Genomic DNA, 13735 nt, shown 5'->3' with positions numbered 1-13735 from the left:
GCTGCCAACACGGTGCAACGGCGGTGCTGGCAATGCGGGCCGGCAATTGACCGGGAAGCGAAAGGGCCGGGTTATCGACGTGCGCACTTCGCACGTCAAACGCCCCGGCCGGGCAGGGGCTTAGCGTAGGCCTAGCACGTCCTGCATGTCGAACAGACCGGTCTGGCGTTCGACGAGGAAGCGGGCAGCGCGCAGCGAACCCTGAGCATACGACAGGCGGCTCGACGACTTGTGCGTGATCTCGATGCGCTCGCCGATGCCGGCAAACAACACCGTATGGTCGCCCACGATATCGCCGCCGCGCACGGTCGCAAAACCGATGGTCGACGGATCGCGCTCGCCGGTCACACCTTCGCGGCCGTAGACGGCACATTCTTTCAGATCGCGCCCGAGCGCGTCGGCCACGACTTCGCCCATGCGCAACGCCGTGCCCGACGGGGCATCGACCTTGTGACGATGGTGCGCTTCGATGATCTCGATGTCGTAGCCGGTGTTCAGGATCTTGGCGGCCACTTCGAGCAACTTGAACGTGGCGTTGACGCCCACGCTCATGTTCGGTGCGAAAACGACGGCCACGCGCTTGGCGCCTTCGGCCAGACGTGCCTTGTCTTCGTCCGAGAAGCCGGTCGTGCCGATGATCATCTTCACGCCATGCTTCGCGGCGGCAGCCAGATGCAGCAGCGTGCCTTCCGGACGGGTGAAATCGATCAGGAATTCGGCGTTAGCCAGTGCGGTGTCGAGATCGGCGGTGATGTGCACGCCGGTTTCGCGGCCGAGGAAAGCGCCGGCATCGTGGCCGAGGGCCGGGCTGCCCTCACGGTCGAGCGCGCCCACCAGCTCGGCGTCATCGGCGGCCAATACGGTTTCAATCAGCATCCGGCCCATACGGCCGGACGCGCCCGCAATCGCAATCTTCATCATGGTGAGTCTGGTTGTATTTCTGACGGCTTACTTGGGTGCCGAGAACAGGCCACCACCGGAGGTCACGCGCGGCGACGGCACCAAACCCGTACCGCCGGCGGTACCGGCATTGCTGCTCGTGCTGGTGGTGGCGCTCGACGCAAGGCCGGCGTTGGTCGGCGTGGTCTGGCTGGCCGCCGCGTCGGTCGACACGGTCGCCACATCGTTGACTGCCGGCGTGGCGGCGGCCGTCGGTGCGGTGGCGGCAGCGTCAGGCGACGGCGATGCAGCTTCCGCTGCGGCCGCGCTCGCGGTCGACGGTGCCGGCGCATCGGTCTTCACCGTCTTGCCCTTCTGACCGTCGATTTCCTGCACCAGCTGGTATTCGGTCGGCAGGTTCTCGCCGCCGTCCCAGCGCGCCAGCGCATCGTTCTCGAAATACACCCTCAAATGGCGCTCTTGCACCACCGAAGTGTTGCCGCGCTTGAAGTAGAAGACGTAATCCCAGCGGTTGGCGTGGAAGATATCGGTGAGCAGCGGCGTGCCGAGCACCTGGCGCACTTGATCGCGCGTCATGCCGGCCTTGAGCTGTTCGTAGGCTTCCTTCGAGACGAAGTTGCCTTGAACGATGTTGATTCGATACGGCGTCACGACGCCGATCACCTTGTCGGTCACGCTGTCGTACGTAGAGCAGCCAGCCAGTGCCAGCAGTGCTGCGGCAGCATAAAGGGAGAGATAACGACGCAAATCTGACTCGCTTTCAAAAAAATCGAACTTGATCCGGCACGCCGGGCGCGCCGCCACATCGCCCCCGTTGACGGCTGAAACCGTCCCGTTTGCGCCGGTTTGCGCCGGGCAAGGCAAAAAGGCATTATTATTGGGGCTGTATTGTACTCTAGGGACGTAGAGCGATGCCGAATCCCGCCGATCTGAAAAATATCGGACTGAAAGCCACGCTTCCGCGCCTCAAAATTCTGGAAATCTTCCAGAACAGCGAGGTGCGCCATTTGACCGCCGAAGACGTTTATCGTCACCTGCTCGGCGAAAACCTCGACATCGGTCTGGCCACGGTCTACCGCGTGTTGACGCAATTCGAACAAGCCGGCCTATTGTCGCGCAGTAACTTCGAGTCCGGCAAGGCCGTATTCGAACTCAACGAAGGCCATCACCATGATCACCTGGTGTGCCTGGACTGTGGTCGCGTCGAAGAATTTTTCGATGCAGAAATCGAACGCCGCCAGAAGTTAATCGCAAAAGAACGCGGTTTCGCACTTCAGGAACATTCCCTTGCCATGTACGGGAGCTGCACGAAGGATCCGTGCCCGCACCGGCAGAAGAATTAATTCCACATCCTTACCCATCCCGGAGGCCTGGTCCGGGAGATGTTCCCCCAAGTCGGTTATTTGGAACATAAAGAGGGGTCACCGCATCAAACGGTGATTACCTCTCGCGCAAGGCATACGACCTTTCGGTCACGTCTAGACGTTCGATTCCACCCGATGAATAACGATAAAACACTCAACAAAACGACATCCGAAGGGCTGTCCGATCTCACACTCGCGGACGTATTGGACTTTGTACGAACCAATGCCAAGTGGATCGCCGGCCTTGCCATTGTGGGTGGCGCCATCGGTGTCGGCTGCACGTATCTCGTGCAGAAACAATGGGAAGGCAAGCTGACCCTGCAAGTGGGTCGTGCGGCCGGGTCCCCGGTAAGCGGGCCGGATGGGCCACTTATCGAGTCGGTACAGCAAACCGTCGGACGTGTCGGCCTGAACACTTTCCGCGATGACCTCACGGAAAAGGTACTGCCCGAACTCAAGGGCAACCTGGAAGCCCTACACAATTCTGTCGTCTGGAAAACGATCAAGGCGCGCGCCGTCCAAGGCACGACGTACGTTGAAATCGTCGCACGTGGCACGTCCGAGCAACAGGCCGGGCAAGCCCTCTCCACGGCAGCACAACAAATTCTCACGGAACACGCGGCCATTCTGGAACGCGTACGCGATCTGCCCAAGCAGCAATTGAGCGTCATCGACGCGGCAATCGATGCGAATACGAAGGCGCAGGAGCAACTCGGTGCCGCATTGGCGCAGTCCAAAAATACGGATTCCGTCATGGCGCTCAGCGCCCTTCAGAGCAGCCGCTCGGAGCGCGCGGTCCTGAACGACAGCCGGTATCGCGTATCGCAACTGCTCGCCCCGGATCAGTCCTACAACACCCGCATCGTCAGTGCCGTACAAGTTGACGATCACGCCGTCTATCCCCGCAAGCTCTACTTCGGTGGTGGCGGGCTGGTGCTCGGCGGTATCCTCGGTGTGCTGATCGGGCTGTGCCGCAAAAAGTCGCCCGCGGGTCGCGAAGTATAATCACACGGAAGCGCCGTCGCACACGACGCGCATGCCGACATGCGTTGTCGTGAGACCCCAAAGAAAAAGCCGCTGTCTTTCGACAGCGGCTTTTTTCATGCAACTACCGAAGCAGCAGTTTACTTGGCCGACATCAGCGCGACGGTCGTGTCGAGCATGCGGTTCGAGAAGCCCCACTCGTTGTCGTACCACGACGTGACCTTCACCAGACGACCCGAGACCTTGGTCAGCGTACCGTCGAAGTTCGACGATGCCGGGTTGTGGTTGAAGTCGACCGACACCAGCGGTGCCGTGTTGTACGTAGCGATAGCCTTGAGCGGGCCTTCAGCGGCTTCCTTCAGGATCGCGTTGACTTCATCGACCGTCGTGTCGCGCTTGGCGATGAACGACAGGTCAACGATCGACACGTTGATCGTCGGGACGCGAATGGCGTAGCCGTCGAGCTTGCCGTTCAGTTCCGGCATCACCAGACCAACGGCCGAAGCAGCGCCCGTCTTGGTCGGGATCATGCTCATCGTGGCCGAACGGGCACGACGCAGGTCTTCGTGATAGACGTCCGTCAGCACCTGATCGTTGGTGTAAGCGTGCACCGTCGTCATCAGGCCGTTTTCCAGACCGATCTTGGCGTGCAGCGGCTGCACCAGCGGTGCGAGGCAGTTGGTCGTGCACGAAGCGTTCGAGATGACCGTGTCGGTCGACTTCAGCACGCCTTCGTTCACGCCGAACACGACCGTAGCGTCCACATCCTTGCCGCCCGGGGCCGAGATGATGACCTTCTTCGCGCCGCCCTTCAGGTGGGCGCCGGCCTTTTCCTTCGTGGTGAAGAAGCCCGTGCACTCGAGCACGACGTCCACGTTCAGCTCGCCCCACGGCAGTTCGGCCGGGTTGCGGTTAGCCAGCACGCGAATCTTGTCGCCGTTGACGATCATGTAATCGCCGTCGACCGTCACCGTGCCCGGGAACTTGCCGTGCGCGGTATCGTATTGCGTCAGGTGAGCATTGGTCTGCGCATTGCCCAGATCGTTGATGGCGACGATTTCGATGTCGTGCTTCTTGCCACCTTCGTAATGGGCACGCAGTACGTTGCGGCCGATACGGCCATAGCCGTTAATAGCGACGCGAATGGTCATGGGGGTTTCTCCGTAAGGTCTAACGAAATCAGCCAAGCACGGACTTGACCGTCGCGACCACGTGGTCGACGGTGAAGCCGAAGTGTTTGAACAGCACGCCGGCCGGAGCCGACTCGCCAAAGGTGTCGATACCGACCACGCCGCCTTCCAGGCCGACGTACTTGTGCCAGAACGCCGTCACACCGGCTTCGATGGCCACACGCGGCACGCCGCGCGGCAGCACGCTGTCGCGATACGCCTTGTCCTGACGGTCGAACACATTGGTCGACGGCATCGAGACGACGCGCGCAGCAATACCCTCGGCCGCCAGAACTTCGGCGCCCTTGAGGGCCAGATCCATTTCCGAACCGGTCGCGATCAGCACGATCTGCGGCGTCGCCACGTCACGCAGCACATAGCCGCCGCGACGAATATTGGCGATCTGCGCATCGTCGCGCGAGACGAACGGCAGGTTCTGACGGCTGAGCACCAGGCTCGAGGGGCCGTCGTGACGCTCCACGGCCGCCACCCAGGCGCTCGCCGTTTCGGTCGTATCGCACGGACGCCACACGTCCATTTGCGGAATCAGACGCAGGCTGGAGACATGCTCGATCGACTGGTGCGTCGGGCCGTCTTCGCCCAGACCGATCGAATCGTGCGTGAACACGAAGATCGAACGCAGCTTCATGAGCGCGGCCATGCGCAGCGCGTTGCGGCTGTAGTCCGAGAACGTCAGGAACGTGCCGCCGAACGGAATGTGACCACCATGCAGCGCAAGGCCGTTCATGATGGCGCTCATGCCGAATTCGCGCACGCCGTAGTTGATGTGGTTGCCGTACTGCACGCCATCGGCGTTGGCACGCACCGGCTTGCTGGCTTTCCAGTTGGTCAGGTTCGAGCCGGTCAGGTCGGCCGAGCCGCCGAGGAATTCCGGCAGCACGGCAGCCAGACCTTCGATCGCCAGTTGCGACGCCTTACGCGTCGCCACGGTCTCGGCCTTCTCGTTGGTCTTGGCGATCAGGGCGGCAGCGGCCGACTTGAAGTCGCCCGGCAGTTCACCCTTCATGCGGCGCTCGAATTCAGCGGCTTCGGCCGGGAACTGGCCGCGATACGCGGCAAAACGTTCGTTCCAGGCGGCTTCGGCTTGTTGACCGGCGGCCTTGGCGTCCCATGCGGCGTAGACTTCGGCCGGCACTTCGAACGGCGGCAGGGTCCAGCCCAGTGCGGCGCGCGTGGCGGCGATTTCATCCGCGCCCAGCGGTGCGCCGTGCACGTCGTGACCACCCTGCTTGTTCGGTGCGCCCTTGCCGATCAACGTCTTGCAGCAGATCAGCGTCGGGCGATCCGACGTCTTGGCCTGCGCAATGGCGGCATCGACCGCGTCGGCGTTGTGCCCGTCGACATCGCGGATCACGTTCCAGCCATAGGCTTCGAAACGCTTGGGCGTATCGTCGGCAAACCAGTATTCGACATCGCCGTCGATCGAGATGCCGTTGTCGTCGTACAGTGCGATCAGCTTGTTCAGGCGCAGCGTACCGGCCAGCGAACAGGCTTCATGCGAGATGCCTTCCATCAGGCAACCGTCGCCGAGGAACGCATACGTGTGGTGATCGACGATCTCGGCGCCCGGACGGTTGAATTCCTTGGCGAGCAGCGCTTCGGCCAACGCAAAGCCGACGGCATTCGTGATGCCCTGACCCAGCGGGCCCGTCGTCGTCTCGACGCCCGGCGTGATACCCACTTCGGGGTGGCCCGGCGTCTTGCTGTGCAGTTGGCGGAAATGCTTGAGTTCTTCGATCGGCAGATCGTAGCCCGTCAGATGCAGCAACGAGTAGATGAGCATCGAGCCATGGCCGTTCGACAGCACGAAGCGGTCGCGATCGAACCAGTGCGGATTGACGGGGTTGTGCTTGAGGTGACGGCCCCAGAGCGCGACCGCGATATCGGCCATGCCCATAGGCGCACCAGGGTGACCGGAGTTGGCCTGTTGGACCGCGTCCATGGAGAGGACGCGAATGGCGGATGCCATCAGCGCAGCCGTAGCAGTAGAGGAGTTCGTCATGGTGACCAGCCGGAATAGCGGGCGTGCCCCGTTGCCGCGAGCTGCCGCGCGAAATCAAGTGCAGGATAAAGATCGCGATTTTATCAGATACGGCACCACCCCGGGTCGCTTGCGGTGAACTTCCCCAAATGGCGAGAACGTGGAATGATGCCAAAAAGTGGCGCAATCGCCGCAATTTAGAGGAAGTTGTCACAACAATGCCCGTCATAAGCGACGTCACTGCGGACGATTCCGATGCCGCACTCAAGCCGTTTTCCGCCCCGCTCGGCCCCTGGGCGACCTACGCGCTCGCCGGCCGCACGGTCGCGACGGCGGTGTCGCCTTATCAGCACATCGAAATCGTCGATCTGCCGGCCTTCGGGCCGCTCGGACGCGCTTATCGGCTCGACGGGCGGTTCATGGCCGGTCTCGCAGACGCTCATATTTGCCACGAGTGCATGGTCCATCCGCTACTGCTCGCACACGGCGACGCGAAACGCGTGCTCGTGATCGGTGGCGGTGATGGCGGCTCCGCACGCGAGGCTTTGCGTCACGCGAGCGTAAGCGAAGTCGTCATTGCCGAACTGGACGCCCAAGTCCCCGCGACGATTTTGCGGCACATGCCATCGCTCGCCGGTGGCGCGTTCGACGACCGGCGCACGACGCTCGTTATCGGCGACGCACGCGATTACGTGGACGCCGCACGCTCGCACGGCGACCGTTTCGACGCCGTGATCTTCGACCTCACCGAAGCCGACGGTGCGGCCGCCCCGCTCCACGACGCGGCGTTCTTTGCGAAAGTCCGGTCACTTCTGTCACCCCATGGCGGCATCGCAGTGCAACTGGGTGCGCCGTGGTTCGAGCCGGCGCAGGTGCAACGTGTGCTCGCGGCGCTGCGCTCGGTATTTGCGCACGTGCAGCCGATGACCGCCTACGTGCCCCTGTACGGCTCGCTGTGGGCACTGGCCATCGCCAGCGATGCGCTCGACGTGCGCGGCACCGACACCAACTCGTTGCAAGCCGCCGCCCAACGGGTCTCACCCGACCAGCTTCGCAGTCTTCGGCACTACGCCGTGTCGCGCCATGCAGCGCTTTTCGACATTCCCCCCGAACTGATCGACACGCTCGACGCCGCCGATGCGCCGATTGGCACGAGATGACACACCGCGGGGTGAAGATCGTGCGCGTTCCTTGTATATTGGATGCTCGTATCGAACGCCGGGCCTGAGGGCCGGGTCTTACGACTGCCCGGCAGCAACAACGGAGGAAAGTCATGTCCGATCCCCGCCCGTCACATGTGCCTTGGTTGACGCCCTATCTGACCGTGCGCGACGCGCGAGCTTCCGCCACGTTCTATGAGCAGGCGTTTGGCTTTACCGTGCACAACACGATGGACGACGATGGCGCCGTGATGCACGTCGAAATGTTCTATCAGGGCGAATTGATCCTGATGTTCGCCCCCGAAGGGGCATTTGCCAGCGCCGCCCGTTCGCCGCGAACCTCGGGCGTCGAAGCCCCGCAGAGCTTCTACGTTTTCACGGAGGATGTCGACGCGCTCTACGCGCGCGCGACCGCAGCCGGCGCCAAGGGCCTGATGCCGCCCGAGGACCAGTTCTGGGGTGACCGATTCTGCCAGCTTGAAGATATCGACGGCTATCGCTGGGGCTTCGCACGCCCCGTCGCACCCCGCGCCTGCCGTTAAGTCCCTGCGCGCCCCCTTGCGGTATGCTTCAGCCCCCGACCGGTTGCTGATGTTGCTTCGATAGCACCGGTGCCGCCCATTTTGTCGCCTGATCCGGCCCCTTTCCATTACGTATGCCCCGCTTCTTCGTTGATGCGCCACTGCACACCGGCGCCCTGCTCGACCTTCCCGACGCGGTCGTGCGTCATGTTCAGGTATTGCGTCTTAAAGCGGGCGACACGCTCACGCTGTTCAACGGCACCGGCGGGGAGTATCCAGCCGAGCTGACGAGTCTGGAAAAGCGGCATGCCATGGTGCAATTGGGCGAACACGATCCCCGCGAGGCCGAGACGCCCTATCGCGTGACACTGGCACAGGGCATTGCCGGGGGCGACAAGATGGACTGGCTGATCGAAAAGGCCATCGAGCTGGGGGTGACCGACATTCAACCGCTCGCGACGGAGCGCTCGGTGATTCGGCTCGACAGCGAACGGGCCGCCAAACGGGGCGCCCATTGGCAGGCATTGGCACAAGCGGCATGCGAGCAATGCGGTCGAAATCGCGTGCCGCAGATCTTGCCGATCCGGCCAATTGCGGCATGGTTACGCGATCGGGACGCGATTACGAGTTACACATGGCGTGTGCTATTGTCACCTAGAGCGGACAGCGGCTTTGATTCGCTATTGCCGCAGGCACCGGCGCAGCCCGGCGTGTTGCTCTTCGGCCCGGAAGGCGGGCTCACACCTCAAGAAGAAGCCCTCGCGCGCGACACCGGCTTTGAGGCCATTCGCCTCGGGGATCGGATTCTTCGCACGGAGACAGCGGGTATTGCAGTCCTTGCGGCGCTTGCCGCACGCTGGGGGGGTTGGTAAGGCTTTGTGTTGGGTAACTCCGTCATGAGTAACGGCCTAGCAGGCCTCAAGGAGAGATCGTCATGGGTATTCTCGATTCCATTCTCGGCGGCGCGGCCGGTAACCCCGCAGGCGGTAACAGCGGTGGTGGCAATACGCGCATGTTGCTGCTGATGGGCCTGCTGGCGATGATCGCCAGTCATACGGGCAAAACAGAAGGACAGGATGGCGGTGGCGGCGGCCTGCTGGGCTCACTCGGCGGCGCGCTGGGCGGCATGCTCGGCGGCGGTGCCGCAGCGGGCGGCGCGGCGGGCGGCCTTGGCGGTTTGCTCGGTGGCTTACTCGGCGGTGCGCAGGCACCCCAGCCCGGCGGTGCCGGGGCACCGGCAACCTCGCCGACCGATCTGATCGGTGCACTCGGCGGTCTTGGCGGCCTCACGCAGGTGCTGGAAAACGGTGGACTCGGTGACGCCTTGAAGTCGTGGGTCGGCACCGGCGGCAACCAACCGGTTTCCCCCGATCAGGTGGCGCAGGCGCTCGGCCCGGGCGGCCAGCTTCAGCAGTTGGCCAACACGGCGGGGGTCAGCACGGACGAAGCCGCGCAGCAACTGTCGTCAATTCTGCCGGAAGTCGTCAATCACCTCACGCCGAACGGCGATGTCCCACAGGGTCAGTTCGATCTGGCAGGCCTCGCCCAGAAGTTTCTGGCCGGACACACGTCCTGAGCGGCTGACCCGGTGAAAGCGTGACGGGCCGACATCTGCCCGGAAAATGAAAAAAGGTCCGCGATTGCGGACCTTTTTCTTTGCAGCACGACGAACGCTGAATCAGTCGATTTGGCGATATTCAGTGACGTTCACGCCAAATCAGCACCCGATGCTTACGCGAACGAGTAGAACACGCGGAAGCTCACGCGCCGCTCACCCCAAAACTCGGCGGCGTCACGGAACACATCCAGCAGCGTTTCGCGCGCATCTTTGTCGAACTTCGTCGCCACCGGCAGCCCTTCGAGCACGACCACGAAGCCCGGCTGTGCGCCGCTGCGGCTGACGAGATCGGTCAGGCAATCGTGTAAGGCGTCAAAATTCTTGCCGAAATGCTTCGGGAGCTGGAAGGACGTAGCGATCGTTTCAAGCACTTCGGCCTTGCTCTGCGCTTGTGCGCAGTTGGCATACAGGAAGTGCTGCCCCAGTCGCTCGGCCTCGTCAGCCAGCTCCGGCACACGGAAGGCGCGGATCGACTGCACAATATTCGGCCTGACGGTCTTGAAAAGACTCATATCTCCCTCTTCCGATAAGGCATGGCGGCGGCCAGCCCGCGCGACAGCATGCAGGCCCAGCACCTGCTTGAACAAGTTGCCCTCGCCCGCACCGAATGGATCTGCCATAAGATCTTTCCCGCGTTCTTGTGCGAAAACCGGCTCACTCATACTGCTGTCATTCCCTTATGCGTCTAAAGCTGTTGTAGTGATCTTGGGTGTAGTAACAAGGATCGACTGCACGTTGATCACCGCCACAGATGATGCGCCTGGCACCTCTATTGCGGGCACCGGGAGTCGGCACCGTATATTCATGGTAATAGCCGCGCGGCATTTTGGGCAGGCGCTTTTCGTAGTTCCCAAACACAATGCCATCTTTGGCATAGGGGAACGGCCCACCCTGCGCAATCAGCGACAGCGTGCGCTGCGCTTCGCGGGGCAACTCGGTGGCGGATACCGCCGCCGTTTGATCCGTGACATATGGCGCGGTTTCGCGCGCCACGGCATTCGCCCCCAGAAAAACACTCCCAGCCGCCGTCAGCGCCACGATGCTCCAGTGAAGCCAACGTGCCATTGTCATAGCTAGGTTGTCGGCCTGCGCGGTTTTGCGCTGCGGGCCCGTTCTGGTGGGTGAAGCCGTAAGGGTATCGCTATTACTCCCCGGAATCAATGTCGGCTTACATTTGGCAACTAATTCACTCAACAAATTCATGAAAACAAAGAGTTTTTCATGGAAGTGAGTGCACACATATCGATATACGATACGAAAAATGCGTCGCTAAAATGACAAAACGCCGCCCCGGAAAGGTGCGGCGTTTTGTGGCTAATGTGGGCCGAACGGCGGCGAACCGCCCATCGGCCCTGATCGGTCAGCGCGTTTCTTGTTGCGCTGCCGCATCGGCCACTACCAACGCGACCATGTTGATGATGCGTCGCACCGTCGCCGATTCCGTGAGGATGTGCACCGGCTTGGCCGCCCCCAGCAAGATCGGCCCGATCGCCACGTTGTTGCCTGCGGCCGTCTTGAGCAGGTTGTAGGCAATGTTCGCCGCGTCGATGTTCGGCATGACCAGCAGGTTGGCTGCACCGGTCAGCGTCGACTCCGGCATGATGCGCGCACGCAGCTCCGGGTCGAGGGCGCAATCGCCATGCATTTCGCCGTCCACTTCCAGCTCAGGTGCACGTTCTTGCAGAATCGCCAGCGTTTCGCGCATCTTGCGGGCGCAACCTGCGTCGCTCGTCCCGAAGTTCGAGTGCGACAGCAGTGCAACCTTCGGCTGAATGCCGAAGCGGCGGATCTCTTCCGCGGCCATCAGCGTGATTTCGGCGAGTTCTTCCGCGCTCGGATCCTGATTGATGTGCGTATCGACCAGGAAAATCTGACGATTCGGCAGAATCAGCGCGTTCATCGCGCCGTACACATGACCGCCTTCGCGCTTGCCGATCACACGATCGATAAAGTGGAGGTGACGGCCCGGGGTCGACACGGTTCCGCAGATCAGGCCATCGGCTTCACCCTTGCGCACCAGCATGGCGGCGATGAGCGTGGTCCGGCGGCGCATTTCCACACGTGCGTACGATGCCGTCACGCCCTTGCGGTTGGTCAACTGGTGATACGTCTCCCAGTAGTCGCGGTAGCGCTCGTCGTGCTCCGGGTTGACGACCGTGAAGTCGACGCCGGCGGTCAGACGCAGACCGTACTGCTGAATACGATGTTCGATGACGGCCGGACGACCGACCAGAATCGGCGTGGCAACGCGCTCATCCACGAGAATCTGGACCGCGCGCAGCACGCGCTCTTCTTCCCCTTCGGCAAATGCGATGCGCTTCTTGTCGGCCGGCACACTGCGCGCCACCGAAAACAGCGGCTTCATCAGACCGCCGCTGTGATACACGAATTGCTGCAACGATTGCTCGTAGGCGTCGACGTCGGCGAGCGGACGCGTTGCGACACCAGCCGCCATCGCGGCTTCGGCCACGGCAGTAGCGACCTTGACCAGCAAGCGCGGATCGAACGGCTTCGGAATCAGATATTCAGGGCCGAACGACAGGTTCTTGATGCCGTAGGCCGAGGCGACGATGTCGCTCTGCTCCTGACGTGCCAGTTCTGCCAGCGCGTTCACGGCGGCGATTTCCATCGAGCGCGTAATCGTCGTGGCACCCACGTCGAGTGCGCCACGGAAGATGAACGGGAAGCACAGCACGTTGTTGACCTGATTCGGATAGTCGGTGCGGCCCGTGGCCATCACGCAATCCGGACGCACTTCCTTCGCGAGTTCCGGCGTGATTTCCGGATTCGGGTTGGCCAGCGCGAAAATCAGCGGCTTGTCGGCCATGGTCTTGACCATTTCCGGCTTGAGCACGCCCGCAGCCGACAGGCCGAGGAACACGTCGGCACCGCCGATCACCTCGGCAAGCCCGCGCGCGTCGGTCTTCTGCGCGAAGCGAATCTTCTCGGGGTCCATCAGTTCGGTACGGCCTTCATACACCACACCGGCCAGATCCGTCACCCAAATGTTCTCGATGGGCAGGCCCATGTCCACGATGAGGTCGAGACAGGCGAGTGCTGCGGCACCGGCGCCGGAGGTCACCACCTTGACCGACGTCAGATCCTTGCCGACCACCTTCAGGCCGTTGATGAGCGCCGCTGCCACCACGATGGCGGTGCCGTGCTGATCGTCGTGGAAGACCGGAATCTTCATGCGCTCGCGCAGCTTGCGCTCGACGATGAAGCACTCGGGCGCCTTGATGTCTTCAAGGTTGATCGCGCCGAACGTCGGTTCGAGCGCCGCGATGATGTCGACGAGCTTTTCGGGGTCCTTCTCGTCGATTTCGATATCGAACACGTCGATATTGGCGAACTTCTTGAACAGCACGCCCTTACCTTCCATCACCGGCTTGGAAGCGAGCGGGCCGATATCGCCGAGACCCAGCACGGCCGTGCCGTTCGAGATCACGCCGACCAGATTGCCGCGCGCGGTGTAGCGCGAGGCGTTGAGCGGGTCGATGACGATTTCTTCACACGCGGCGGCAACGCCCGGCGAGTACGCCAGCGCCAGATCGCGCTGGTTCAGTAACTGCTTGGTCGGGGCGATGGCAATTTTGCCGGGGGTGGGGAATTCGTGATACTCGAGCGCAGCTTCGCGCAGTTTCGGATCGATCGGCGTGGGCATGAGGGGAAGCTCTTAACGGACAGAATGGCTCAAATTTTCTATGCGAATTGTAGCCCTATTTATTCACGCCATTTATGCAAAAAGCGGATAAGGGCTGCACCTTCGATCTGAGCATCGTCGCGATAATTCCGCGAGAATTCAACGCTGCATCGCACCATATTCGCGATTTTCGGACCAGGGATGAAATTTCGGTAAGGTGCAGTCCGAGACATGACTAAGCCGCGTGCCGAAATCGTACAAGCACGCCACAAGGGCATTGGGAAAACCCGGGGGCGCTCGTAAAATAGGTTGCCGTCGTCTTTTCGCCAAAGGCCTGCCGACTTCGCATGACGCGCCACGTCATTGCCCGCAAC

Annotated in this window: 13 protein-coding genes; 6 read left to right on the top strand and 7 right to left on the bottom strand. The window is 62.1% G+C overall.

Annotated elements, in window-relative coordinates:
- Positions 1 to 120: 120 nt before the first annotated feature.
- Together dapB and PIN31009_RS22900 are read right to left on the bottom strand one after the other, a co-directional pair.
- Positions 121 to 918: a 4-hydroxy-tetrahydrodipicolinate reductase gene (gene dapB / locus PIN31009_RS22905; RefSeq protein ID WP_087686528.1), complete on the bottom strand. Its 798-nt coding sequence runs from the start codon at positions 916 to 918 to the stop codon at positions 121 to 123.
- A 30-nt stretch (positions 919 to 948) separates the two neighbouring features.
- Entirely contained in the window at positions 949 to 1647 is a 699-nt protein-coding gene (locus PIN31009_RS22900) for an outer membrane protein assembly factor BamE (protein ID WP_150686196.1), read from the bottom strand.
- Between the two features lie 164 nt (positions 1648 to 1811).
- Between PIN31009_RS22900 and fur the strand changes: the two genes are divergently transcribed.
- On the top strand, positions 1812 to 2243 hold the full coding sequence (gene fur / locus PIN31009_RS22895) for a ferric iron uptake transcriptional regulator (RefSeq protein ID WP_023594193.1): 432 nt from the start codon (positions 1812 to 1814) through the stop codon (positions 2241 to 2243).
- 39 nt (positions 2244 to 2282) lie between these two features.
- Positions 2283 to 3269: a GumC domain-containing protein gene (locus tag PIN31009_RS22890; protein ID WP_150791668.1), complete on the top strand. Its 987-nt coding sequence runs from the start codon at positions 2283 to 2285 to the stop codon at positions 3267 to 3269.
- A gap of 119 nt (positions 3270 to 3388) precedes the next feature.
- Here the strand turns inward: PIN31009_RS22890 and gap are convergent, their stop codons facing one another.
- Positions 3389 to 4399, bottom strand: a complete 1011-nt coding sequence (gene gap / locus PIN31009_RS22885; RefSeq protein WP_058376133.1) for a type I glyceraldehyde-3-phosphate dehydrogenase — start codon at positions 4397 to 4399, stop codon at positions 3389 to 3391.
- 28 nt (positions 4400 to 4427) lie between these two features.
- Positions 4428 to 6440, bottom strand: coding sequence for a transketolase (tkt, locus tag PIN31009_RS22880; RefSeq protein WP_150791667.1), 2013 nt, complete (start codon positions 6438 to 6440; stop codon positions 4428 to 4430).
- Positions 6441 to 6637: 197 nt separating this feature from the next.
- Between tkt and PIN31009_RS22875 the strand changes: the two genes are divergently transcribed.
- From PIN31009_RS22875 to PIN31009_RS22860, 4 genes are all read left to right on the top strand, one after another.
- Positions 6638 to 7579, top strand: a complete 942-nt coding sequence (locus PIN31009_RS22875) for a spermine/spermidine synthase domain-containing protein (protein WP_150791666.1) — start codon at positions 6638 to 6640, stop codon at positions 7577 to 7579.
- Positions 7580 to 7692: 113 nt separating this feature from the next.
- The gene (locus tag PIN31009_RS22870) at positions 7693 to 8121 is read left to right on the top strand and encodes a VOC family protein (protein WP_150686192.1); all 429 of its coding nucleotides are present in this window, start codon (positions 7693 to 7695) and stop codon (positions 8119 to 8121) included.
- 113 nt (positions 8122 to 8234) lie between these two features.
- Entirely contained in the window at positions 8235 to 8972 is a 738-nt protein-coding gene (locus PIN31009_RS22865; RefSeq protein ID WP_150791665.1) for a 16S rRNA (uracil(1498)-N(3))-methyltransferase, read from the top strand.
- Positions 8973 to 9034: 62 nt separating this feature from the next.
- Positions 9035 to 9676 (top strand): YidB family protein, encoded by a 642-nt coding sequence (locus PIN31009_RS22860; protein ID WP_150791664.1) that lies wholly within the window; start codon positions 9035 to 9037, stop codon positions 9674 to 9676.
- 155 nt (positions 9677 to 9831) lie between these two features.
- Here PIN31009_RS22860 and PIN31009_RS22855 read toward each other — a convergent pair whose 3' ends face one another.
- The 3 genes from PIN31009_RS22855 to PIN31009_RS22845 all read right to left on the bottom strand — a co-directional run bounded on the left by PIN31009_RS22855 (position 9832) and on the right by PIN31009_RS22845 (position 13382).
- Positions 9832 to 10380 (bottom strand): barstar family protein, encoded by a 549-nt coding sequence (locus tag PIN31009_RS22855; RefSeq protein WP_058376139.1) that lies wholly within the window; start codon positions 10378 to 10380, stop codon positions 9832 to 9834.
- Positions 10381 to 10387: 7 nt separating this feature from the next.
- Entirely contained in the window at positions 10388 to 10783 is a 396-nt protein-coding gene (locus PIN31009_RS22850) for a guanyl-specific ribonuclease (RefSeq protein ID WP_150791752.1), read from the bottom strand.
- A gap of 295 nt (positions 10784 to 11078) precedes the next feature.
- On the bottom strand, positions 11079 to 13382 hold the full coding sequence (locus PIN31009_RS22845) for an NADP-dependent malic enzyme (protein ID WP_150791663.1): 2304 nt from the start codon (positions 13380 to 13382) through the stop codon (positions 11079 to 11081).
- Between the last annotated feature and the right edge of the window lie 353 nt (positions 13383 to 13735).

This window comes from Pandoraea iniqua, from assembly GCF_902459685.1.
In the GTDB taxonomy this organism is placed as follows: domain Bacteria; phylum Pseudomonadota; class Gammaproteobacteria; order Burkholderiales; family Burkholderiaceae; genus Pandoraea; species Pandoraea iniqua.
Note: the sequence above shows the minus strand (reverse complement) of the source record. Positions and strands in the feature narration are given on the sequence as shown.